The 20,682-nt window shown below is 72.4% G+C and carries 22 protein-coding genes and 1 pseudogene; 11 read left to right on the top strand and 12 right to left on the bottom strand.

From position 1 onward, the window contains the following. Positions 1-4: 4 nt before the first annotated feature. The 5 genes from mltG to VFZ92_RS38275 all read right to left on the bottom strand — a co-directional run bounded on the left by mltG (position 5) and on the right by VFZ92_RS38275 (position 5,180). Positions 5-1,237, bottom strand: a complete 1,233-nt coding sequence (gene mltG / locus VFZ92_RS38295; protein WP_330882248.1) for an endolytic transglycosylase MltG — start codon at positions 1,235-1,237, stop codon at positions 5-7. Further along, positions 1,234-1,749 (bottom strand): Holliday junction resolvase RuvX, encoded by a 516-nt coding sequence (ruvX, locus tag VFZ92_RS38290; protein WP_330882246.1) that lies wholly within the window; start codon positions 1,747-1,749, stop codon positions 1,234-1,236. The genes mltG and ruvX overlap by 4 nt, the downstream gene beginning before the upstream one ends. Beyond that, positions 1,746-4,418, bottom strand: coding sequence for an alanine--tRNA ligase (gene alaS, locus VFZ92_RS38285; protein WP_330882244.1), 2,673 nt, complete (start codon positions 4,416-4,418; stop codon positions 1,746-1,748). The genes ruvX and alaS overlap by 4 nt, the downstream gene beginning before the upstream one ends. Positions 4,419-4,479: 61 nt before the next feature. Further along, positions 4,480-4,779 (bottom strand): hypothetical protein, encoded by a 300-nt coding sequence (locus VFZ92_RS38280; protein ID WP_330882242.1) that lies wholly within the window; start codon positions 4,777-4,779, stop codon positions 4,480-4,482. Then, a complete protein-coding gene (locus VFZ92_RS38275; RefSeq protein WP_330882240.1) occupies positions 4,776-5,180 on the bottom strand; it encodes a DUF948 domain-containing protein in 405 nt (134 codons plus the stop codon). The genes VFZ92_RS38280 and VFZ92_RS38275 overlap by 4 nt, the downstream gene beginning before the upstream one ends. A 150-nt stretch (positions 5,181-5,330) precedes the next feature. On the opposite strand from VFZ92_RS38275, the gene VFZ92_RS38270 reads away from it, so the two are divergent. Together VFZ92_RS38270 and VFZ92_RS38265 are read left to right on the top strand one after the other, a co-directional pair. After that, positions 5,331-5,942, top strand: a complete 612-nt coding sequence (locus VFZ92_RS38270) for a GNAT family N-acetyltransferase (RefSeq protein ID WP_330882238.1) — start codon at positions 5,331-5,333, stop codon at positions 5,940-5,942. Between the two features lie 96 nt (positions 5,943-6,038). Continuing rightward, positions 6,039-6,251 (top strand): arginase family protein, encoded by a 213-nt coding sequence (locus VFZ92_RS38265; RefSeq protein WP_330882236.1) that lies wholly within the window; start codon positions 6,039-6,041, stop codon positions 6,249-6,251. Here VFZ92_RS38265 and VFZ92_RS38260 read toward each other — a convergent pair. From VFZ92_RS38260 to VFZ92_RS38250, 3 genes are read right to left on the bottom strand one after another with little or no spacing between them, the layout of a single operon-like run. Beyond that, entirely contained in the window at positions 6,205-6,777 is a 573-nt protein-coding gene (locus VFZ92_RS38260) for a GNAT family N-acetyltransferase (RefSeq protein WP_330882234.1), read from the bottom strand. The two genes, VFZ92_RS38265 and VFZ92_RS38260, sit on opposite strands and share 47 nt — an antisense overlap. Further along, positions 6,774-7,508: an SAM-dependent methyltransferase gene (locus tag VFZ92_RS38255; RefSeq protein WP_330882232.1), complete on the bottom strand. Its 735-nt coding sequence runs from the start codon at positions 7,506-7,508 to the stop codon at positions 6,774-6,776. The genes VFZ92_RS38260 and VFZ92_RS38255 overlap by 4 nt, the downstream gene beginning before the upstream one ends. A gap of 42 nt (positions 7,509-7,550) precedes the next feature. Then, positions 7,551-8,876: a replication-associated recombination protein A gene (locus tag VFZ92_RS38250; RefSeq protein WP_330882315.1), complete on the bottom strand. Its 1,326-nt coding sequence runs from the start codon at positions 8,874-8,876 to the stop codon at positions 7,551-7,553. A 184-nt stretch (positions 8,877-9,060) separates the two neighbouring features. On the opposite strand from VFZ92_RS38250, the gene VFZ92_RS38245 reads away from it, so the two are divergent. The 6 genes and pseudogenes from VFZ92_RS38245 (at position 9,061) to VFZ92_RS38220 (ending at position 13,170) form a co-directional block, all read left to right on the top strand. Next, positions 9,061-9,969: a hypothetical protein gene (locus tag VFZ92_RS38245; RefSeq protein ID WP_330882230.1), complete on the top strand. Its 909-nt coding sequence runs from the start codon at positions 9,061-9,063 to the stop codon at positions 9,967-9,969. A 59-nt stretch (positions 9,970-10,028) separates the two neighbouring features. Continuing rightward, complete coding sequence (locus VFZ92_RS38240) at positions 10,029-10,652, top strand: uridine kinase (RefSeq protein WP_330882225.1); 624 nt, start codon at positions 10,029-10,031, stop codon at positions 10,650-10,652. A 105-nt stretch (positions 10,653-10,757) separates the two neighbouring features. Beyond that, positions 10,758-11,447 (top strand): energy-coupling factor ABC transporter permease, encoded by a 690-nt coding sequence (locus VFZ92_RS38235; RefSeq protein ID WP_330882223.1) that lies wholly within the window; start codon positions 10,758-10,760, stop codon positions 11,445-11,447. Beyond that, positions 11,444-11,731 (top strand): PDGLE domain-containing protein, encoded by a 288-nt coding sequence (locus VFZ92_RS38230; protein ID WP_330882221.1) that lies wholly within the window; start codon positions 11,444-11,446, stop codon positions 11,729-11,731. Before VFZ92_RS38235 ends, VFZ92_RS38230 begins: the two co-directional genes overlap by 4 nt. Next, positions 11,731-12,372 (top strand): annotated as a pseudogene (gene cbiQ / locus VFZ92_RS38225) (cobalt ECF transporter T component CbiQ); the annotation flags it as partial. The gene VFZ92_RS38230 and the pseudogene cbiQ, both read left to right, overlap by 1 nt. 21 nt (positions 12,373-12,393) lie before the next feature. Further along, the gene (locus VFZ92_RS38220) at positions 12,394-13,170 is read left to right on the top strand and encodes an energy-coupling factor ABC transporter ATP-binding protein (protein WP_330882313.1); all 777 of its coding nucleotides are present in this window, start codon (positions 12,394-12,396) and stop codon (positions 13,168-13,170) included. Here VFZ92_RS38220 and VFZ92_RS38215 read toward each other — a convergent pair. From VFZ92_RS38215 to VFZ92_RS38200, 4 genes are read right to left on the bottom strand one after another with little or no spacing between them, the layout of a single operon-like run. Continuing rightward, a complete protein-coding gene (locus tag VFZ92_RS38215) occupies positions 13,167-13,487 on the bottom strand; it encodes a multidrug efflux SMR transporter (RefSeq protein ID WP_330882219.1) in 321 nt (106 codons plus the stop codon). The genes VFZ92_RS38220 and VFZ92_RS38215 overlap by 4 nt on opposite strands. After that, positions 13,484-13,834, bottom strand: coding sequence for a DMT family transporter (locus tag VFZ92_RS38210; RefSeq protein WP_330882217.1), 351 nt, complete (start codon positions 13,832-13,834; stop codon positions 13,484-13,486). Before VFZ92_RS38210 ends, VFZ92_RS38215 begins: the two co-directional genes overlap by 4 nt. Beyond that, a complete protein-coding gene (locus tag VFZ92_RS38205; RefSeq protein ID WP_330882215.1) occupies positions 13,831-14,361 on the bottom strand; it encodes a TetR/AcrR family transcriptional regulator in 531 nt (176 codons plus the stop codon). Before VFZ92_RS38205 ends, VFZ92_RS38210 begins: the two co-directional genes overlap by 4 nt. Positions 14,362-14,371: 10 nt before the next feature. Next, positions 14,372-16,108, bottom strand: coding sequence for an NACHT domain-containing protein (locus VFZ92_RS38200; RefSeq protein WP_330882214.1), 1,737 nt, complete (start codon positions 16,106-16,108; stop codon positions 14,372-14,374). Between the two features lie 76 nt (positions 16,109-16,184). Between VFZ92_RS38200 and VFZ92_RS38195 the strand changes: the two genes are divergently transcribed. The 3 genes from VFZ92_RS38195 to VFZ92_RS38185 all read left to right on the top strand — a co-directional run bounded on the left by VFZ92_RS38195 (position 16,185) and on the right by VFZ92_RS38185 (position 20,650). Further along, on the top strand, positions 16,185-18,689 hold the full coding sequence (locus tag VFZ92_RS38195; protein ID WP_330882212.1) for a DEAD/DEAH box helicase: 2,505 nt from the start codon (positions 16,185-16,187) through the stop codon (positions 18,687-18,689). A gap of 614 nt (positions 18,690-19,303) precedes the next feature. Beyond that, entirely contained in the window at positions 19,304-19,609 is a 306-nt protein-coding gene (locus VFZ92_RS38190) for a hypothetical protein (protein WP_330882210.1), read from the top strand. 153 nt (positions 19,610-19,762) lie between these two features. After that, on the top strand, positions 19,763-20,650 hold the full coding sequence (locus VFZ92_RS38185; protein ID WP_330882207.1) for a LytTR family DNA-binding domain-containing protein: 888 nt from the start codon (positions 19,763-19,765) through the stop codon (positions 20,648-20,650). Positions 20,651-20,682: the final 32 nt, after the last annotated feature.

Raw genomic sequence — 20,682 nt, 5'->3', positions numbered from 1 at the left:
GGGCTTAGAAGACGCCTTCCTGGATCGCCTTGGCGACGGTCTTCTCGTGCTCCGGGAAGGTTTCGTTGAAGCAGGACGTGCCGTCCTTCTGGCACTTCACGAAGAACAACCACTTGCCCGGCTCGGGGTTGATGGCGGCCTCGACGGCTTCCCGACTGGGCGAGCCGATGGGCGTCGGCGTCAGCCCCTCCGACTCGGAGGAGTAGGTGTTGTACGGGCCCGCGGCTTCGCGGTCCGAGTCGCTGGTCCTGATGTTCGGCTTGTCCAACTTGTAGTTGACCGTCGAGTCGAACTCCAGGATCTTGTTGATGGCCAGGCGGTTGTAGATGACCCGCGACACCTTGCCGAAGTCCTTGGTGAGGCCCTCCTTCTCCACCAGGGAGGCGATCTTCAGGATGTCGTACGGCCGGTAGCCGGTCTCCTTGCCGCCCGCGACGACGCCGTAGCTCTGGAGCCGCGTCACGGACGTCGTGATGACGCTGTTCAGCAGCTCCACGGCGGTGGCACCGGGTTTGAGCTGGTAGAGGCCGGGAGCGATGAGGCCTTCGAGGCGGTGCGCCTTCTCGGCGCTGTTCACGTCGGGCAGCGCCCAGTCCGGCACGCCGAGGGCGACCGGGTCGGCGGTCTCCGCGGCCGTGCGCAGCTCCTCGGGGGTGACGCACTTCTTCACGCCGTCCAGTTCGAGGCAGCTCGCCTCGGAGAGCATCGAGAGGATGCCCTTGGTGACCTTGCCGTCACCACCGGCGATGTCGTGCAGCACGTTGCCGCCCTTGACCTCCAGCGGCGTGATCTTCGTGCTCTTGTCGAGCATGCGGGCGACCGCGGCCGAGCCGGACATCTTGGTCTTCATCAGGTAGAAGCCCGGTTGGATGCCGGTCAGGCGGGCATCGGTCTTGCCCGCCTCGGTGAAGGCGCGGGAACTCGCCGTGACGCCCTGGTCCTTCAGCGTCGCCGCGATGGCGGTGACCGGGTCGCCGTCCTTGACCTCGATCACGACGTCGGTCTCGCCCGTGCCCTCGAAGTCCTCGTACGAGCCGATGCCCATCAGCGTCTGGTAGCCGTAGTAGGCGCCCACACCGCCGAGGGCGAGCACCAGTGCCACGACGGTCCACAGGACCGTGCGCTTGCGCCTGACCTTGGCGCGCCGGGCGGCCGCCGCCGCCTTGCCTCTCGGGCGGCGCTGCTGGTCTTCCGAGTGCACGTCAGGTTCGGTGAACAACCCGAGGTCGTCGCTCACGTGCTGTCCTTCGCTCCGGGGGCTCGATCCTCCTGGGCGGACCGGGCCACGAATCGCGCGCGTGCGTCGAGCCAGGACTGCAGGATCTCCACCGCAGCCGCCTGGTCCACAACGGCACGTTGCTTCTTGCCCCGCACACCGCTCTGCGCCAGTACACGACTCGCGACGACCGTCGTCAACCGTTCGTCGGTGAGCCGCACCGGGACCGGTGCGATCCGTTCGGCCAGAGCCGCAGCGTACGCGGACGCCGTCTCGGCCGCCGGTCCGTGCCGTCCGGCCAGCGTCCTTGGCAGGCCGACCACGACCTCGACCACGTCGTGCTCGACGACGAGGCCGGCGAGTTCCGTCAGGTCCCCGCCGCCCTTTTCGTCACGCACCAGCGTAGCGAGTGGGGTGGCGAGGAAGGGAGTGGGATCGCTGATCGCGACCCCCACCCGAACGGACCCGACGTCGACGGCGAGCCGCCTGCCACGGCCGGGGTCGTCGACGCCGGGTCGATCGGGGCTGGTCAACGGGATTCGACCGCGCGATCGAGTTCGGCGCGCAGCGCCGTGATGGCGGCCGGGATGCCGGACGGGTCGGTGCCGCCGCCCTGCGCCAGGTCGGGCTTGCCGCCGCCGCGGCCACCGAGGGCGGGCGCGAACGAGGGCACGAGCTTGCCTGCGGCCAGGCCCAGGTCACGGGCCGCGGCGGTGGTCGCCACGACGAAGCTGGCCTTGGGACCGTCCGGCGCGAACAGCGCCACGACGCCCGCCCTGGAGCCGAGGCGGTTGCGCACCTCGGAGCCCAGCGTGCGCAGGTCGGCCCCTGAGGTGCCCTCAGGCAGCGCGAGAGCGACCAGGGCCACGCCCCGGACGTCCAGGGCGCTGTCGGCGAGCTGACCGGCGGAGGAGAGCAGCTGGGCGCCGCGCAGGCGCTCCAGCTCCTTCTCGGCCGCGCGCAGGCGCTCCACCAGCGCCTCGACGCGGCCGGGGACCTCGGCGTTCGGCACCTTGAGCAGGCCGGCGACGTTCTGCACCAGCGCCCGCTCCTGGGCCAGGTAGCGGAACGCCTCGATGCCCACGTAGGCCTCGATGCGGCGCACGCCGGAGCCGACGGACGACTCGCCGAGCAGCGTGATCGGGCCGATCTGGGACGAGTGCTCGACGTGCGTGCCACCGCAGAGCTCGCGCGACCACGGGCCGCCGATCTCCACGACCCGGACGGTCTCGTCGTAGGTCTCGCCGAACAGGGCGACCGCGCCGAGCTCCTGGGCGCCGTTCATGTCGGTGTAGACCACCTGGACCGGGAGGTCCTTGCGGACCGCGAGGTTCGAGACCTCCTCGATCTCGCTGCGGGTCTCCTCGGACAGACCGCCGGTCCACGCGAAGTCGAGCCGCAGGTAGCCGGGCTTGTTGTACGAGCCGCTCTGCAACGCGGACGGGCCGAGCACCTGCCGCAGGGCGGCGTGCACGACGTGCGTGCCCGAGTGGCCCTGCCGGGCCCCCGTGCGCCACTCGGGGTCCACGCGCGCCTCGACGTGCTGGCCCTCGGCGATCTCGCCGCTGACCACGCGCACCTGGTGCACCCACAGCTTGCGGGCGACCTTCTGGACGTCGACGACCTCCAGCTCGGCGCCGTCGGACACGATCACGCCCGCGTCGCTCTCCTGGCCGCCGGACTCGGCGTACAGGGGCGTGCGGTCGAGCACGACCTCGACGATGTCGCCCTCGCGGGCGGACCCGACCCGAGCGCCCTCGCGGACGATGCCGCGCACGGTCGCCTCGGCGGCGAGGTCGGTGTAGCCGACGAACTCGGTCGCGCCGAGGTCGAGCAGCTCGCGGTAGACCGTCTGGTCGCCGTGGCCGGTCTTCTTGCCCGCCGCGTCGGCCTTGGCGCGGGCGCGCTGCTCGGCCATCAGCTTGCGGAAGCCGTCCTCGTCGACCGTGAGGCCCGCCTCGGACGCCATCTCCAGGGTCAGGTCGATCGGGAAGCCGTACGTGTCGTGCAGCTGGAACGCCTTGTCGCCCGGCAGCGTCGCGCGGCCGTCGGCCTTGATCGCGTCGGCGGCGTTCTCGAAGATCCGCGACCCGGCGGCGAGCGTCTGGAGGAAGGTGTCCTCCTCGGCGCGCATGATCTGCTGGATGCGGACGAAGTTCTCGACCAGCTCGGGGTAGGCCTGGCCCATGGTGTCGCGGACGACCTCGGCGAAGACCGGCAGCACCGGCTCGGTCACGCCCAGCAGGCGCGAGGAGCGGACGATGCGGCGCAGCAGGCGGCGCAGGACGTAGCCGCGGGCCTCGTTGCCGGGGGTGACGCCGTCGCCGACCAGCAGGACGCTGCTGCGGGCGTGGTCCGCGATGACGCGGAAGCGGACGTCGTCGACCTTGTCGGCGCCGTACTCGCGACCGGACAGCTCCTCGGCCTTGCTGATGACCGCGCGCACCAGGTCGGTCTCGTAGACGTTGTCCACGCCCTGGAGCAGGAACGCGACCCGCTCGACGCCCATGCCGGTGTCGATGTTCTTCGCAGGCAGCTCACCGAGGATCGGGTAGTCCTTCTTCGCGCCACCCGGTCCGCGCTCGTTCTGCATGAAGACCAGGTTCCAGATCTCCAGGTAGCGGTCCTCGTCAACGACGGGGCCACCCTCCTGGCCGAACTCGGGACCGCGGTCGTAGTAGATCTCCGAGCACGGGCCGCACGGGCCGGGAACGCCCATCGACCAGTAGTTGTCCTCGATGCCGCGGCGCTGGATGCGCTCCGGCGGCAGGCCCGCGACCTTCTGCCAGAGGTCGAACGCCTCGTCGTCGTCGTGGTAGACCGTCGCCCACAGGCGCTCGGGGTCGAAGCCGTAGCCGCCGTCGGACTGGGACTTGGTGATCAGCTCCCAGGCCAGCCGGATGGCGTCTTCCTTGAAGTAGTCGCCGAACGAGAAGTTGCCCGCCATCTGGAAGAACGTCAGGTGCCGGGTCGTCTTGCCGACCTCTTCGATGTCACCGGTGCGCACGCACTTCTGGACGCTGGTGGCCCGCTTGTACGGCGCGGGGGCCTCGCCGAGGAAGTACGGCTTGAACGGCACCATGCCCGCGTTGACGAACAGCAGGTTGGGGTCGTCCAGCAGCAGCGAGGCGCTGGGCACGACGGTGTGGCCCGCGCGCTCGAAGTGGTCGCGGAAGCGCTTGATGATCTCGTGGGTCTGCACGGCGGTGTCCTTCAGGGGTGGTGCGGTCGGAGGGCGCGAGGAAGGCGGACGGCGGGGTGGCTCAGCCGTCCGCCCGACGCGCTCGCGCGCCGGAGCCGCGACGGGCGGGCTCGGTCGAGTACCGGCCGGGGGTGTACCCGGTCTGGCGCTCGACGCTCTCCTTCAGCTCGTCCTCGCGCTCGGCCATGCCCGCGCGCACCTCGGCCCCGAAGGAGCCCAGCGCACCGGCCAGTTCGCGGAGCCCGTTGCCGACGTTCTCGCCGATGCCCTGCGGGGTGACCTGGTGGGTCACCTGGCCGACCTTGCGGACGGCGAACACGCCTGCCGCGGCGCCCGCGGCGAACCAGAAGAGGCGGCTCATCGCTTGCCTCCACGCGGCCTGCGGCGGGCGTGCTTGTTGGGGGTCTCGGCGGCCTTGCGGCGCGCGCGGACCGCCTTGCTGACGCCGTACGACAGCGCTGCTGCCTTGACCAGCGGTCCGCCGAGGGTGGCGGTGAAGAGCGAGGTGAGCGCGGAGACGTTCCCGGTGACCGCTCGGGCGTTCGCGGTGATGCCGTCGACGCGCTCCAACTGCGTGTTCACGTGGGTCAACGTCTGGTTGGCCTCGGTGAACAGCGGGTCGGTGTTCTCGTGCGCCTTGCGGATCGCGATCGTCGCCTCGTCCAACGTCCTACCGAGCTTGATCAACGGAATCGCCAGCAGCAGCACGAGCAGCACGAAAGCGCCTGCTGCTACCAGCGCGGCGATCTGCCCTGGCGACACGGATCCTCCTGGGGGAATTCACGGTGTGGAAGGGCCCCAAGGTTAGCGTGCGTCCCCCGAATGGACCCGATTGGATCGCCGTTGCTCCGACTAGCGTGGTCACCGGCAGTGAAGTGATCGTTACAGCGGACTGGAGGACCGGTGCGGCCGGTGACCAACCTGGACGACTACCGGGCCGTGTCGAGGCCCGGTGCGAACCGTCCGCCGGAGGACGCCGACCTGGTCGGCGTGCCCGCTCCCCCGCTGCCCGACCTGACCGCTGGGTGGACCGCCCGCGCCGTCGACCCGGACACGTTCGACCTCGAACTGGTGCACCGGTGGATGCAGTCGCCGCACGTCGCGGCGTTCTGGCAGCAGGCGTGGTCGCGGGAGCTGTGGGAGCGGGAGCTGCGGGCGCAGCTGGCGGGCGTGCACTCGCTGCCGTGCCTGGTCGGGCGCGACGGGACGCCGATGATGTACCTGGAGATCTACCGGGCGGCCCGCGACCAGGTGGCCCGCTGCTACCGCGCGGCGCCGCACGACATCGGCGTGCACGTCGCCGTCGGCGACCTGGCGCTGACCGACCGCGGCCTGGTCCGGTCCGTGCTGCCGGTCCTGACCGAGGCGCTGTTCGAGGCCGACCCCCGCTGCACCCGCGTGCTGATGGAGCCGGACGTGCGCAACAAGCGCGCCATCGCGTCGTTCCACGCGGGCGGGTTCGAGCCGGTCGGCGAGGTCCTGCTGCCGGGCAAGGTGGCCCTGTTGATGATCCACTCCCGTTAGGGGGAGAGCACGGCGCTCCGCGGTCCGGACGCCACGTTCCTCGGCGTCGACCGGTGCGACCTCGACGACCCGGCGAGCCACGCCTACGCGGACGTCGTGGGGGCGCCGTTCGACGGCGGCACCTCGCACCGGCCGGGCACCCGCGTCGGGCCGCGGGCGATCCGGTCGAGGCACCACCGCCGCGCAGGCCGACCGGGTGGTGCCGGAAGCGTTGTCCGCCACCGCCCGCGGGCGTCGCGACCGGGACGGCGTGGGACCCGCGTCAGCCGCTGCCCGCCGACCGCTGGGCCTCCCAGCGCGCCCTGGTGATCGCGTACTCGACGTCGCCGTGCTCGCCGCCCTCGATCACGTCCGGCCAGTCCTGGTGGAAGATCCGGACCCGTTCGAGCCCGCACTTCTCCATCACCCGGCGCGACCCGGTGTTGACCACCATGGTCTCGGCGTACACCCGTTGCACGCCCAACTCGGCGAACCCCTTGTCCACCAACGCCTTCGAGGCCTCGGTGGCGTACCCGCGCCCCCACGCGGACCTCACCAGCCGGTAGCCCAGCTCGACCTGGCCTGGCGGGTCGTCCGGCCGCCCCCGGAAGTGGACCCAGCCGAGGAAGCCGCCGGTCCCGTCCTCGACGGCGAAGAAGCCGAACCCCTCGAACCGCTCGTGGTGGTCCAGGTACGCGGGCAGGTGGTCCCGCTCCACGTCGGCGCGCGAGGTCGGCCGCCCGCCGGTGATGAAGCGCATCACCTCGGGGTCGCCGTCGAGCCGGACCAGGTTGTCCACATCGGACTCGGTGAACCGCCGCAGCACCAGGCGGTCGGTCTCCAGGAGGACGGTCACCGACGTGCCAGCGTGAGGTAGGCGAAGCCGAGGTGGCCGCGGTAGCCGTGCAGCCAGTTGTCGCGGTGCGCGTCGACGACCGAGCGGACCTCGGCGGCCTCGGGGTGGTCGGGGTTCTCCAGCAGCCAGCGCTCGCGACCGGCGCACCAGCGCGACTCGAAGCTGTCCCACTCGTCGAGGTTGGCGGTGGCGAGCGACAGGAGGCGGTACCCGGTGGCCATGGCGAGGTCGACCAGCTCCGCGAGCGAGCCGTAGTCCTCCGGCGTCGCGTCGAGGCGGGCCAGGACGTCGGCGGTGGGCGGCCTCTCCCAGAAGGCGTCGCCCAGCAGCAGCGTCCCACCGGGCCTGATCCGCTCCCGCATGGCTTCGAGGGTCTTGCGCGTGTCGCCCCAGGCGTGGCTGGCCCCGATGGAGATGGCGACGTCCGCGGGCGGCGCCTCCCAGGTGGTCACGTTCGCCAGGTCGAGCCGCACGTGCTCCTGGAGGCCGCGCTTCTCCGCGTTGGCCCTGCCCCGGCGCACCCCCGAGTCGTCCTCGTCCACGCCGAGCCCGCGCGCGGTCGGCTCGGTCTCCAGGACGCGCAGCAGCAGCTCGGCCCAGCCGCAGCCGAAGTCGACGACCGTCCTGCCCGCCAGCGGTTGCAGGGTGGTGATCAGGCCGTAGGCGCGCGCGTCCGACATCGGGGAGTTGAAGTCGAGGTAGGCGTGGCCGTTGCGGGGTGCGGGGTTCACGGCGCCACGGTGCCGGCTCCCGCCACCGCGGTCACCCGATTTTCACTCCTCGCCGCGCACGACCCTGCGCAGCTTCGGCAGGCGCTCGGCCAGCACGCGCTCGGCACCGCGCTGGGTCGGCTCGTAGTAGTCGCGGCCCACCAGGTCGTCCGGCGGGTACTGCTGGGTGAGCACGCCCCCGGCCACGTCGTGCGGGTACCGGTAGCCCTGAGCGTTGCCGAGCTTCGCCGCTCCCGCGTAGTGGCCGTCCCGCAGGTGGGCAGGGACCGCGCCCGTCGCGCCCGCGCGCACGTCGGCCACCGCCGCGCCGATCGCGGTGGTCACGGCGTTCGACTTCGGGGCCGTGGCGAGGTGGATGGCGGCCTGCGCGAGGTTCAGCGCGCACTCCGGCAGGCCGATCGTCTGCACCGCCGACTGGGCGGCCGTCGCGACCAGGAGCGCCATCGGGTCGGCCATGCCGATGTCCTCGCTGGCGTGGATCACCAGCCGCCGCGCGATGAACCTCGGGTCCTCGCCCGCCTCGATCATCCGCGCCAGGTAGTGCAGCGTCGCGTCCACGTCCGACCCGCGCAGCGACTTGATGAACGCGCTCGTCACGTCGTAGTGCTGGTCGCCGTCGCGGTCGTAGCGCACCGCCGCGCGGTCGACCGTCGCCTCCAGCAGCGGCAGGTCGAGCACGCCGTCCTGCTCCTGGAGGGCGGAGTCCGCCGCGGCCTCCAGCGCCGTGAGCGCCCGCCGCGCGTCGCCGCCCGCGAGCCGCACCAGGTGGTCCTCGGCGTCCGGCGCGACCGACACCCGGCCCCCGAGGCCGCGCTCGTCGGCGACGGCCCGGCGCACCAGTTCGCGCACGGCGTCGTCGGTGAGGGGCTTCAGCTGGAGCACCAGCGACCGCGACAGCAGCGGGGAGACGACGGAGAAGTACGGGTTCTCCGTGGTGGCGGCCACCAGCAGCACGATCCGGTCCTCCACGGCTCCCAGCAGCGCGTCCTGCTGGGTCTTGGAGAACCGGTGCACCTCGTCGATGAACAGGACGGTCTGCTCCCCCGACCGCACGAGCCGCTTGCGCGCCTCGTCGATCACCGTCCGCACCTCCTTGACGCCCGCGGACAGGGCGGACAGCGCGGAGAACCGCCGCCCGGTGGCCCGCGACACGAGGGTGGCGAGCGTCGTCTTGCCGGTGCCGGGGGGCCCGTAGAGCATCACCGACGCGGGCGCGGCACCCTCGACCAGCCGCCGCAGCGGAGCGCCGGGCCCGAGCAGGTGGTCCTGCCCGACGACCTCGTCCAGCGACGCGGGCCTCATCCGCACCGCCAGCGGGGCGTTCGCCGCGATCCGCGCCTCCCGCTCCTCGGGGGTGGCGCCGAACAAGCCCTCGTCGAACAGCCCTTCGTTCACGTGTTCGAACCTACCGGGGAGGTCCGGCAGGACGCGAAGTCGCACGGTGGGTGTTCGCCCGGACGCGGATAGTATTGGGTCCCGGCCGGTGCCGGAGACGGCTCGGGCGCGGGGCGTTGGCTCCCACGCCCCGGCGGGGCCGTTGGAGGGCTGACTGGTGGCGAGCGAGCGGGAGCGGTACCTGGCGGGCCGGGAGATGACCGCGGTGGGCAAGACCGCCGACGTCGTGAACCGCGTGGCCGAACTGCGGTCCATCCTCGCGACGGGCGTCGCCAGGCCCGCCCGCGTCGACCTCCGCCTGCTGCGCAAGCGGGCGTGGATCCCCCCGCTCGACCTGGGTGACCTCGCCGAACCGCGCCGCGCGCCGACCTGGCGGGAGTTCGAACCGGCGGGTCAGGGGGCGCTGGGCAGGCTGTTCGGCCGCGCGCGGCACCACCGGGGGCTGGCGGCGGCGAGGGCCGCGTTCGACGAGGCGGTCCGGCGCCACGACGAGGAGGAGGCCGAGCGGGTGCGTCGGGTCGCGGAGCTCCGCGAGCGGCACGAGGAGGAGAGGAAGCGGGTCGAGAAGGCCGCCGCCGACCACAACCGGGGCCTCGACGAGTTCGGCCGGAAGCTGGCCCGCCGCGATCCGGAGGCCGTCGAGCGGCACCTCGGGCTGGTGCTGGCGGCCGTCCCGCTGCCGTCGGGGTTCCCCAGGCGGGCGGAAGCGGTGTTCACCCCGGAGGCCGAGACGGCGGCCGTTCGGGTGGAACTGCCGCCGCGCGACGTCGTCCCGACCGCGCGGTCCTTCACCTACGATCCCGCGTCCGACCGGGAGGTGCGGGTGGCCAGGTCCGAGCGGGAGGTGGCCGAGCTGTACCGGTCGCTGGTCGGCCAGGTGGTCCTGCTGGTCGCGCGGGACCTGTTCGACGCCGACGAGCACCTGGCGGCCGTGCGCGTCGAGGGTCGCGCGGGGGGCGCGTCCCTGCTCACCCTGGAGGTCGAGCGGGCGGCCTTCGCGAGGGTCGACCTGCGCAGGTTCCCGGCGGAGGTCTGCCTCCGCAGGCTCGACGCCTCCGAGGCGTAGGGCCGTCCGCCGAGGTCACCGCACCCGGACCGCCCCTCGTTGTGCCAGAATGGTGCCCCGTGCCGTCATCCCCCGTTCACGCGCGCGCCGTGCTGCTCGCGGGCCCCTCGGGCTCGGGCAAGTCCCACCTCGCCGCACACCTCGGTTGGCCGGTGTTGCGGTTGGACGACTTCTACCGCGACGACGACGATCCGCTGCTCCCCCGTGACGCCACGGGGCTGGCGGACTGGGACGCGCCCGACTCGTGGGACACCGCCGCCGCAGTCGCCGCGGTGGTCGAACTGGCGCGGACCGGCCGGGTGGAGGCGCCGACGTACTCGCTCAGCGAGAGCCGCCGGACCGGGTGCCACGCCGTGGTGCTGGGGGACGCGCCCGCGTTCATCGCCGAGGGCCTGTTCGCCGACCGGCTCGTCGAGGAGTGCCGGGCCGCCGGGGTGCTCGTGGACGCGATCGTGTTGTCCCCCAACGCGTTGGTGACGTTCGCGCGGCGGTTCGTGCGGGACGTGGCCGAGGCCCGCAAACCCGTCCCGGTGCTCGCGCGACGAGGACTGCGACTGCTGCGGGAGCAGCCGGACGTCGTGCGCCGCTGCGCGCGGGCGGGCATGCGGGTGGTCGGCCCGAAGCGCGCGCGGGCGGAGCTGGAGGCGCTGGAGGCGCCCGCGGCGGTCCAGGCCGCGCTGTGACCGCCTGACAGGCGGAAAGGGCGTCGCAGGCGGTGTGGTGAACGTCCGACACCGGTTGTTGCACTGCTATGGCCACAACCGGTATGTGGCAACTACCGTGACCTGGTGTCCGAAACCATCGCAATGCACATGAGCGACGGCCTGCTGAACGCGCCGACCTCGCTCCTGTTCGTCGTGGTCGCGGTCGTCGGCGTCGGGGTGGCGCTGGCGAAGGCGCGCGGCGACCTGGACGACCGGACCGCGCCCATGGCGGGTCTGGTGGCGGCGTTCGTGTTCGCCACGCAGATGCTGAACTTCCCGGTGCTGCCGGGTGTCAGCGGCCACCTCCTCGGTGGCGCGCTGGCGGCGATCCTGGTCGGACCGTGGGTCGGCGCGCTGTGCGTGACGATCGTGCTGGTGCTGCAAGCCCTCCTGTTCGCCGACGGCGGCGTGACCGCGCTCGGCGCGAACGTCACCAACATGGCGCTGATCGGCACCGCCGTCGGGTACCTCGTCGCCGTGTCGCTGCGCCGGTTCGCCCGACGGGGCAGGGCGGGGATCGCCGCGGTGGCGTTCGTGTCCGCGCTGGTGAACACCGTGGTCGCGTCCGGCGGGTTCGTGCTGGAGTACGCGATCGGCGGCCAGGGCGGCGTGGCGTTCGGCACGGTCGCGGGCGCGGTCCTCGGCGTGCACGTGCTGATCGGCATCGGCGAGGGCCTGATCACCGCGGCGACCGTGTCGGCCGTGACCGCGGTGCGGCCGGACCTGGTGTACCTGCTGCGCGGGACAGAGCAGAAGTTGGAGCTGAGGGCGTGAAGCGGTTCTTCGTCGGGTTCGCGGTCGTCTCGCTCCTGCTGGCCGGGGTGGTGTCGTACTTCGCGAACTCCAACCCCGACGGGCTCGACCACGTGACCGAGGTGCACGGCATCGCGGAGCACGCGGAGGAGAGCCCGCTGAGCGGTTCACTGTTCGCGGACTACGCGGTGGGTGGTGACGACCGTTTCACCGGTGTGGCGGGCATCCTCGGCGTGGTCGTGACGCTCGTGCTCGCGGGCGGGCTGTTCTGGTTGCTGCGCAAGCGCACCCCGCAAGAGAAGTAGTGGGCGCCGGGCACGGGGTCCTGCACCGGGCGGGCGATTCGCCGGTGCACCGGCTGGCGCCGCAGCTCAAGATCGTCGGCGCTTTCGTGGCCGTGCTGTGCGTGGTGGCGACGCCGCGCGAGGCGTTCTGGGCGTTCGGCGTCTACCTGCTCGCGATCGTGGCGGTGTGGCAGGTCGCGCGGGTCCCGGTGAGCTGGTTCGCCTCGCGCGCGCTGATCGAGCTGCCGTTCGTGGTGCTCGCGGTGCTGCTGCCGCTGGTGGGCCACGGCAGGCGCGTGGACCTCCTCGGGGTGGCGGTGTCGGTGGAGGGCGCGCTGGCCGGGTGGAACATCCTGGCGAAGGGCACGCTCGGCGTGCTGGTGTCGCTGACGCTGGCCGCGACGACCGCGCCGCACGACCTGCTGCTGGGCTTGCAGCGGCTGCGCACGCCGTCGGTGCTGATCACCATCGCGACGCTGATGCTGCGCTACGGCGAGGTGATCGTCGGGGAGGCCCAGCGGATGCGGATCGCGCGCATCTCCCGCGGCCACGACCCGAGGTTCCTCTGGCAGGTCGGCGCGACCGCGCGCGGCATCGGCAGCCTGTTCATCCGCTCCTACGAGCGCGGCGAGCGCGTGCACCTGGCGATGGTGTCGCGCGGCTGGACTGGCACGATGCCGGAGATGAGCGGGTCGAGCAGTCCCCAGCCCGTCCGAGTGGTCGAGTCCACGACGCCCGCGCTGCTGGTGGAGCACCTGGCGTACGCGTACCCGGACGGCCACCAGGCGCTGTTCGGCGTCAACCTGCGGGTGCGGCGGGGTGAGCGGGTCGCGCTGCTCGGGCCGAACGGCGCGGGCAAGACCACGCTCGTCATGCACCTCAACGGCGTGATCAGCGGCGGGTCGGGCCGGATCGAGGTCGCGGGCCTGCCGGTGGACAGGGCGAACCTCAAGGAGATCCGCCGCCGCGTGGGCGTGGTGTTCCAGGACCCCGACGACCAGCTGTTCATGCCGACGGCCCGCCAGGACGTGGCGTTCGGCCCGGCGAACTTCGGGCTGCGCGGGGCCGAGCTGGACGAGCGGGTGCGCCGGGCGCTGGACGCGGTCGGCATGGGCGACTTCGCCGACCGGTCGCCGCTGCACCTGTCCGGCGGCCAGCGCCGCCGCGTCGCGCTCGCGACCGTGCTCGCGTGCGACCCGGAGATCCTGGTGCTCGACGAGCCGTCGGCGAACCTCGAACCGGTGGCCCGCCGCGAGCTGGCGGAGGTGCTGCTCGGGCTGGACCGCACGATGCTGATGGTCACGCACGACCTGCCGTACGCGCTCCAGCTCTGCACCCGCAGCGTCGTGATCGACGAGGGCGTGGTCGTGGCCGACGGCCCGACCCGCGAGATCCTCGCCGACACCGCGCTGCTGGCGGCGCACCGGCTGGAGCTGCCCTACGGCTTCCGCCTGGACTAGTGGGCGCCGCCCAGTTCGATGAGCAGCACGCCCGCGATGATCAGCACGATGCCCAGCCCCATCACCCTCGTCAGCGGCTCCTTGAACAGCACCCGCGACGCGACGGCGGTCAGCGCCACGCCGACCGCGGCCCAGATGCCGTAGGCGACACCGACCGGGATGCCCTCGGCGAGGGCGAGGGCGAGCATGGTGAACGCGACGAGGTAACCGCCGCCCACCGGGACGTACCAGAGGGAGCGGCCCTGCGACGCCATGCGCAGCGACAGGGTGGCCGCGACCTCGGTGACGATCGCGAGCGCCAGGTACACCCAGCTCACGACCCGTTCACCCCGGCGCGGGCGTGCGCGGCCTGGGAGCCCAGCTCGACGCAGAGCACACCGCCGATGACCAGCGCGATGCCCAGTCCCATCGTCGCGGTCAGCGGGTCGCCGAACAGGGCCGACGCGAGCACGGCGGTCAGCGCGACCCCCGACGCGGCCCAGATGCCGTAGGCGACGCCGAGACCGAGGCCTGCGCGCAGCACGAACGTGAGCGCGCCGAACGCGCCCGCGTACCCGACCGCCACCACGGCGTACCAGGCCGCGTGGTCGAGGGCGGCCCGCAGCGCCAGGGTGCCGCTGACCTCCAGCAGGATCGCCGACACCAGGAGCAGCCACTTCCTCACGGGGTCACCAGCCCGTCCACGACGGCCAGCAGGGCGGCCCGGTCGCGGTCCGGCACGGGCAGGACGCCCGTGGCGGCGGCCATCCAGTACCCGTCGGCCAGCAGGCGCGCGCCGTTCAGCCTGCCCCGCTCGGCTTCGGGCAGGTCCTCCGGCAGGGTCACCCAGGGTTCGAAGCGGCTGCTCCAGACCTGGCCGAGGGTGTCCTGGTAGAACGCCTCGGCGCAGATGGCGAAGTCGGCGCGGTCCAGCTCGCCGGTCACCGCGACCTCGACGTAGGCGCGGATGCGCTGCCGCGGCGTGGCGTCCGCCCTCGGCAGGCCCAGCGCGTGCTGGAGCATCCGCTCCCACCGGTCGGCCACGTGGTGGACCACGGCGACCATCAGCGCTTCCTTGGTCGGGAAGTGGTACATCAGCCCCGGCTTGGTCAGCCCCACCTGCTTCGCCGCCGCGTCCAGGGTGAGGTTCCCGCCGCCCTCGGCGCGCAGCAGGTCGAGAGCACCGTCCAGGATCCGTTGTCGCGCGTTCACCGGCCCAACTTTACCATCCGGAAGGTAAAGTACCGAGGTGCGTGCGCAGCGTGCGGTGGGCGAACGCGTAGCCGTCCGGCACCTCCCGCAGCACGCCCGACGCCACGAACGCGTCCAGGTCGGCGGGCAGGAGACCCGCGCGGGTCACGGTCTTCACCGCGACGCGGTGGCTCCACCAGCCGTGCAGGGACACGGCGAACGCCGCGAGCCACGCGCCCGCCGTCGCGGCGAGCATCAGGTGGTGCACCAGCGGCGCGAACAGCCGGTCGAACGGCAGCACGGCGAACGAGAGCGCCACCGCGGGCGCGAGGCCGAGCACCCCCGCGACCAGCCGGACGGCGAGGGTCCAGCGCGCCGCGGTGGGGCGCGGCCGGGCGGCGGTCCGGTTCGGCAGGCTCAGCACACCGACCGCGAGACCGGCGGCCACGCCCGGCAGCAGACCGAGCGCGAGACCGGCGGCACCGCCGAACATGCCGACCGACGCGCCGAGGACCAGGCCCGTCAGCGCGCACGTGGTCAGGGCCGTGAGGCCCGCGCGCCAGTCCAGCGTCCACCGCGTGGCCACGAAGTCGCCGAGGTCGAGCCGGGACGCGCGGCGGTCGGTGGCGTTGCGGGCGGTGTGGACCTGCGCCGTGGCCGAGCCCGCCAGGACGACGGCGCACAGCGCCGCGAAGCCGAGGTCCGTGGCACGGGCGGTGAACGCGACGAGCCCGGCCGACGCGACCAGCGCCAGCGCGGCGCAGACCCACGCGGCGGGGGAACGGACGGGCCGCAGACCGGCGCGCCGCACCCACGCGAGGCTCAGCGACTCGACGGTGAACACGTCCCGGTCGCCCCGCTCCATCAGCCCGGCCAGCCCGCGCAGCGCCTCGGCCCCCGGCGCGAGGCCCACCTCCCACAGCCGGTCGAGCCCACCGGCCTTCAGCAGCTCGACCTCGGTGCCGGTGACGGGCCGGTCGCGGTAGCCGTCCACGGCCAGGGTCAGCGCCAGCGGCGTGGCCAGCAGCCCCACCAGCTCCTCGTCGCGCAGGCACGCCTCCCGCAGCGCGGTCAGACCGGCGGCGGCGAGGTGGGTGTCGACGGTCTCGGCGCTCAGCGGCGGGATCTCCACCACCGCGCCCAGCCCGCCGGGGTCCTCGCGGGCGCAGACGACGATGCCGGTGGCGAGCCGCCTCGTGAGCAGGGTCAGCGCCTCGACGCAGCGGCGGCGGTCGTCGGCGTGGCGGATCTCGTCGAGCCCGTCGAGCAGCAGCAAGACCGGGCTCGTCCTCCGGCGCAGCCACTCCGCCACCCGCCGCGCGGGCACCTCGTACAGCCGGGCCACGTCGGTGGCCAGCCAGTCGACGGCGGTGTCCACGGCGTGGTCGACCTGTTCCAGCTTCGCCACGGACAGGCGCTGCGCGCGTTCCAGGGCCTCGGTGTCCCACTGGTCGGCGGGCACGACGTCCTGCGCGCTCGCCCAGCGCAGGCCGCTGAGCCGGTGCGGCTCGACCTGCCAGCTCCCCGCGGACAGCGACAGCACGATCGGGACCGGCCCCCCTGGGTCGTCGAGCAGGTCCGCGGCGAGGCGGTGCAGCGCCGTGGTCTTCCCCGCGCCGGGCTCCCCCACCAGCACGAGCCCGCGCCCGGCCGCCAGCAGCTCGACGAGGTCGACCTTCGGCCCGCCCAGCTCATCCCGGTACCCCGCCGGATCGGGCAGGGCCGCTCGCGCCGTCCGACGCAGGTCGTCCAGGTGGCGATCGGTCACACCCGAGAATCCCACACGTTTCCGGCGGCGGTGGCCGCCACCGGGTGACGGCCTCTCACCTATGATCCGACCTGCGATGACTCTCACCGATCGGCTTCCGGCCACCCCCGACCCCGACCTGCTCTTCGACACGTTCGCCTCCTGGGCGGCGGAACGGGGGCTCCAGCTCTACCCGGCGCAGCAGGAGGCGCTGATCGAGCTGGTCTCCGGCTCGAACGTCATCCTCAGCACCCCCACGGGGTCCGGGAAGAGCCTGGTCGCGATCGGCGCGCACTTCGCCGCGCTCGCGGAGGGCAAGCGCACCTTCTACACCGCGCCGATCAAGGCGCTGGTGTCGGAGAAGTTCTTCGCGCTGTGCGACACGTTCGGCCCGGAGAACGTCGGGATGCTGACCGGTGACGCGAGCGTCAACGACACCGCGCCGATCATCTGCTGCACGGCCGAGATCCTGGCGAACATCGCCCTGCGCGACGGCGCGGAGGCCGAGGTCGGCCAGGTCGTCATGGACGAGTTCCACTTCTACTCCGAGCCCGAGCGCGGCTGGGCGTGGCAGGTGCCGCTGATCGAGCTGCCCAAGGCGCAGTTCCTGCTGATGTCCGCGACGCTCGGCGACGTCTCGTTCTTCGAGAAGGACCTGAGCAGGCGCACCGAGCGGGCCACGGCGGTCGTGCGGTCGGCCGACCGGCCCGTGCCGCTGAACTTCCAGTACGTGACGACGCCGCTGCACGAGACGATCGAGGAGCTGCTGCACGGCCGGGAGGCGCCGATCTACGTCGTGCACTTCACCCAGGCGTCCGCGCTGGAGCGCGCGCAGGCGCTGATGAGCGTGAACGTGTCGACGCGCGCCGAGAAGGACGCGATCGCCGCGATGATCGGCGGCTTCCGGTTCACCTCGGGCTTCGGCAAGACGCTGTCGCGGATCGTGCGGCACGGCATCGGCGTGCACCACGCGGGGATGCTGCCGAAGTACCGCAGGCTCGTGGAGCAGCTCGCGCAGGCCGGTCTGCTGAAGGTCATCTGCGGCACGGACACCCTCGGCGTCGGCATCAACGTCCCGATCCGCACGGTGCTGTTCACCGCGCTGAGCAAGTACGACGGCACGCGCACCCGCATCCTCAAGGCCCGCGAGTTCCACCAGATCGCGGGCCGCGCGGGCCGGGCGGGCTACGACGTGGTGGGGACCGTGGTCGTGCAGGCGCCCGACCACGAGGTGGAGAACGCGAAGCGGGTCGCGAAGGCCGGTGACGACCCGAAGAAGCTCAAGCGGGTCGTGCGCACGAAGGCCCCGGAGGGCTTCGTGTCGTGGAGCGACAAGACGTTCGACCGGCTGGTCGCGGCCGAGCCCGAGCAGCTGACGTCGACGTTCGCCGTCAGCCACGCCATGATCCTCAACGTGATCAACCGCCCCGGCGACGCCTTCGCCGGGATGCGGCACCTCCTGGAGGACAACCACGAGTCGCGCAAGGCGCAGCTCAGGCACATCCTGCGCGCGCTCTCCATCTTCCGCGGGCTGCTCCAGTCCGGCGTGGTGGAGAAGCTGGACGAGCCGGACGCCGAGGGCCGCCGCTACCGGCTGACGGTCGACCTCCAGGAGAACTTCGCGCTGAACCAGGCGCTGTCGCCGTTCGCGCTGGCCGCCATCGAGCTGCTGAACCGCGACGAGCCGAGCTACCCGCTGGACGCGCTGTCCATCATCGAGTCCACGTTGGACGACCCGCGCCAGATCCTGTCCGCGCAGCAGTTCAAGGCGCGCGGCGAGGCCGTGGCGGCGATGAAGGCCGACGGCATCGAGTACGACCAGCGGATGGAGCTGCTGGACCAGGTCACGTACCCGAAGCCGCTGGAGGAGCTGCTGGAGGGCGCGTTCACCACCTACCGCGGCGGCCACCCGTGGGTCGCCGACCACCACCTGTCGCCGAAGTCCGTGGTCCGCGACATGTACGAGCGGGCCATGACGTTCACCGAGTACGTCAGCTTCTACCAGCTGGCGCGCTCGGAGGGCATCGTGCTGCGGTACCTGGCCGACGCCTACAAGGCGCTGCGCCACACCGTGCCCGAGGAGGCCAAGACCGAGGAGCTGAACGACCTCATCGAGTGGCTGGGCGAACTCGTCCGCCAGGTCGACTCCAGCCTCCTGGAGGAGTGGGAGAAGCTCACCAACCCGCTCGACGACGCGAAGCCCGAGGTCAGGGTCGACGACCGGCCGCCTGCCGTCACGCGCAACGTCCGCGCGTTCCGGGTGCTGGTGCGCAACGCGCTGTTCCGCCGCGTGGAGCTGGCCGCGCGCCGCAACTACTACGAGCTGGGCCTGCTCGACGGCGAGTCCGGCTGGGACCAGGACGCGTGGGAGGACGCGATCGAGCCGTACTTCGAGGCGTTCGACTCGATCGGCACCGGGTCCGACGCGCGCGGGCCCGCACTGCTGATCATCACCGAGGAACCGGGGCGCTGGGACGTGCGTCAGATCTTCGACGACCCCGCGGGCGACCACGACTGGGGCATTTCGGCGGAGGTGGACCTGGAGGAGTCCGACGAGACCGGGACCGCCTCCATCCGCATCACCGAGGTGGGCGCGCTGTAACGTTTCGCCCCTCCCGTCTGACACGTCGTACGTGGCACGTCCGACTGGAGCAACCGCACCCGTCTCCGCCGCCGCACCGTTCCACGGGGGAGGTGGCGCTCGGCCGATCGGGTGATCACCGGCGCACCGCGGCGCCTGCCCCGCTGGGGTGTGGACACGGGGCTGAGCGGCACCGACGGCGTCGAGACCGAGGTCGACCGGCCGCGCCGACCGGGGCCGCGGCACGGGGACCGCCGCGCCGCGAGGAGGGGCCCCACCGGCCGGCGACGGCGAGTGAGCGCCGCCACGGGTCCGTTCGAGCGCATCCCGGTTCCGCGGGGTGCACTTCCGTGCGCGCACGAATACGCAGAGGCACTAGACCACTGCTGGGACGGCCTTGGACATGACGGGTCCGGCCTGCTCCGGATTATTCGAGGTCCACACCTGTGAAATGGTTGCCGGATTGCCGGTGACACAGCTCACTGGATCGAAGGAATGGTTGAGAATAGAACTTCCCGGTACCATTCCTTCTACGTGTTGACCTGTGAAAACGCGGACCAATTGAGACCTTGTTGACCGTTTCGCCAGCCTGGAGCAATATCTCCGGGTACACGACACGCGCATTGGGGGTGACGATGAACGCCGACCTGGAAGCACTGGGTGACCGCCTCGCCCGGATAGCCGCAAAACCACCTACGACAACGGGCGAACTGGTGGCGGCGCTGGAGGGTTTGGCGAAGTTGTCGAACCAGTGGTCCGACGTGCTCGAGTCGTTGCAGGACCCCACGCGCCGCCTCGTCGGTCCGGCCGCCGCGTCGTCGGTGATCGTCGCCGCCCGCCGCGCCGAGGAGTCGTTCGTCGAGCTGGAGATCACGCTCGGGGACGCGCTGGCCGCCCACCCGAGGGTCGCCGACCACCGGGCCCGCCGCATCGCGGGCTGAGGACCACCGGCGAACCGATCGGTCCGTCCGCGCGTGGACCGAGGTGGGGGTGCCCTTGCTCCCGACCCCTCGACGGGCGACGATGACCTACTGATGGTCTAATCCCCCGTCGCCGTGGAGATCGGCCGTTCACAGCATTGGACTCGATCGGACATGACCGCAGGCCTGCCCTGTCCCCTCTGCGAGGGGCCCGAGCGCCGAGGCGCTCTCGAACGGACGTTGCGCGTGCTCGCGGTCGACGACGAACCGCCCGCGCTCGAAGACCTGGTGTACCTCCTGCGTTCGGACCCGCGCATCGCGCACGTCGAGGGCGTCACCGACGCGACGACGGCGCTGCGCGGGCTGCACCGCGCGATGGACGCCGGACAACCCGTGGACGCGGTGTTCCTGGACATCCGGATGCCGGGCCTGGACGGGCTCGACCTGGCGCGGGTGCTGTCGCGGTTCGCGCAGCCGCCGCCCATCGTGTTCGTCACCGCCCACCAGGAACCGGCCGTCGAGGCGTTCGAGCTGAAGGCGCTGGACTACCTGCTCAAGCCGGTGCGCGCGGAGCGGCTGGCGGAGTCGGTTCACCGGATCGTGCACGAGGTGCTGGACGTGAAGTCCGTCGCCGAACCGCAGCCGCAGCCGCCCCCGCCGCCGCAGCCCGAGGTGGGCGAGGAGGTGATCCCGGTCGAGCTGGGCGGGATCACCCGGTTCATCCGGCTCGCCGACATCCGCTACGTCGAGGCGCACGGCGACTACGCGCGCCTGCACACGGCCACCGGCAGCGGTCTGGTCAGGGCCGCGCTGAACGGGCTGGAGGAGCGCTGGCGGTCGGCCGGGTTCGTGCGGATCCACCGCAGCCACCTGGTGTCGCTGGGCCACGTCGACGAGCTGCGGCTGGAGGAGGGGCACCTGAGCGTCAACATCGGCGGCGCGGTGCTGCCGGTGAGCCGCAGGCACGCCAGGCACCTGCGGCAGCTCCTGGTGCGGCGCGCGCGACCGGTCGTGCAGAACCCGGCCGCGGACGACAACCCGCGCAACCGGCAGGGCACGTGACGCCCGAGCGCCCGCCCGCGGAGCGCGTGGTG

It is taken from the genome of Umezawaea sp., from assembly GCF_036375055.1.
Classification (GTDB): Bacteria; Actinomycetota; Actinomycetes; order Mycobacteriales; family Pseudonocardiaceae; genus Umezawaea.
Note: the sequence above shows the minus strand (reverse complement) of the source record. Positions and strands in the feature narration are given on the sequence as shown.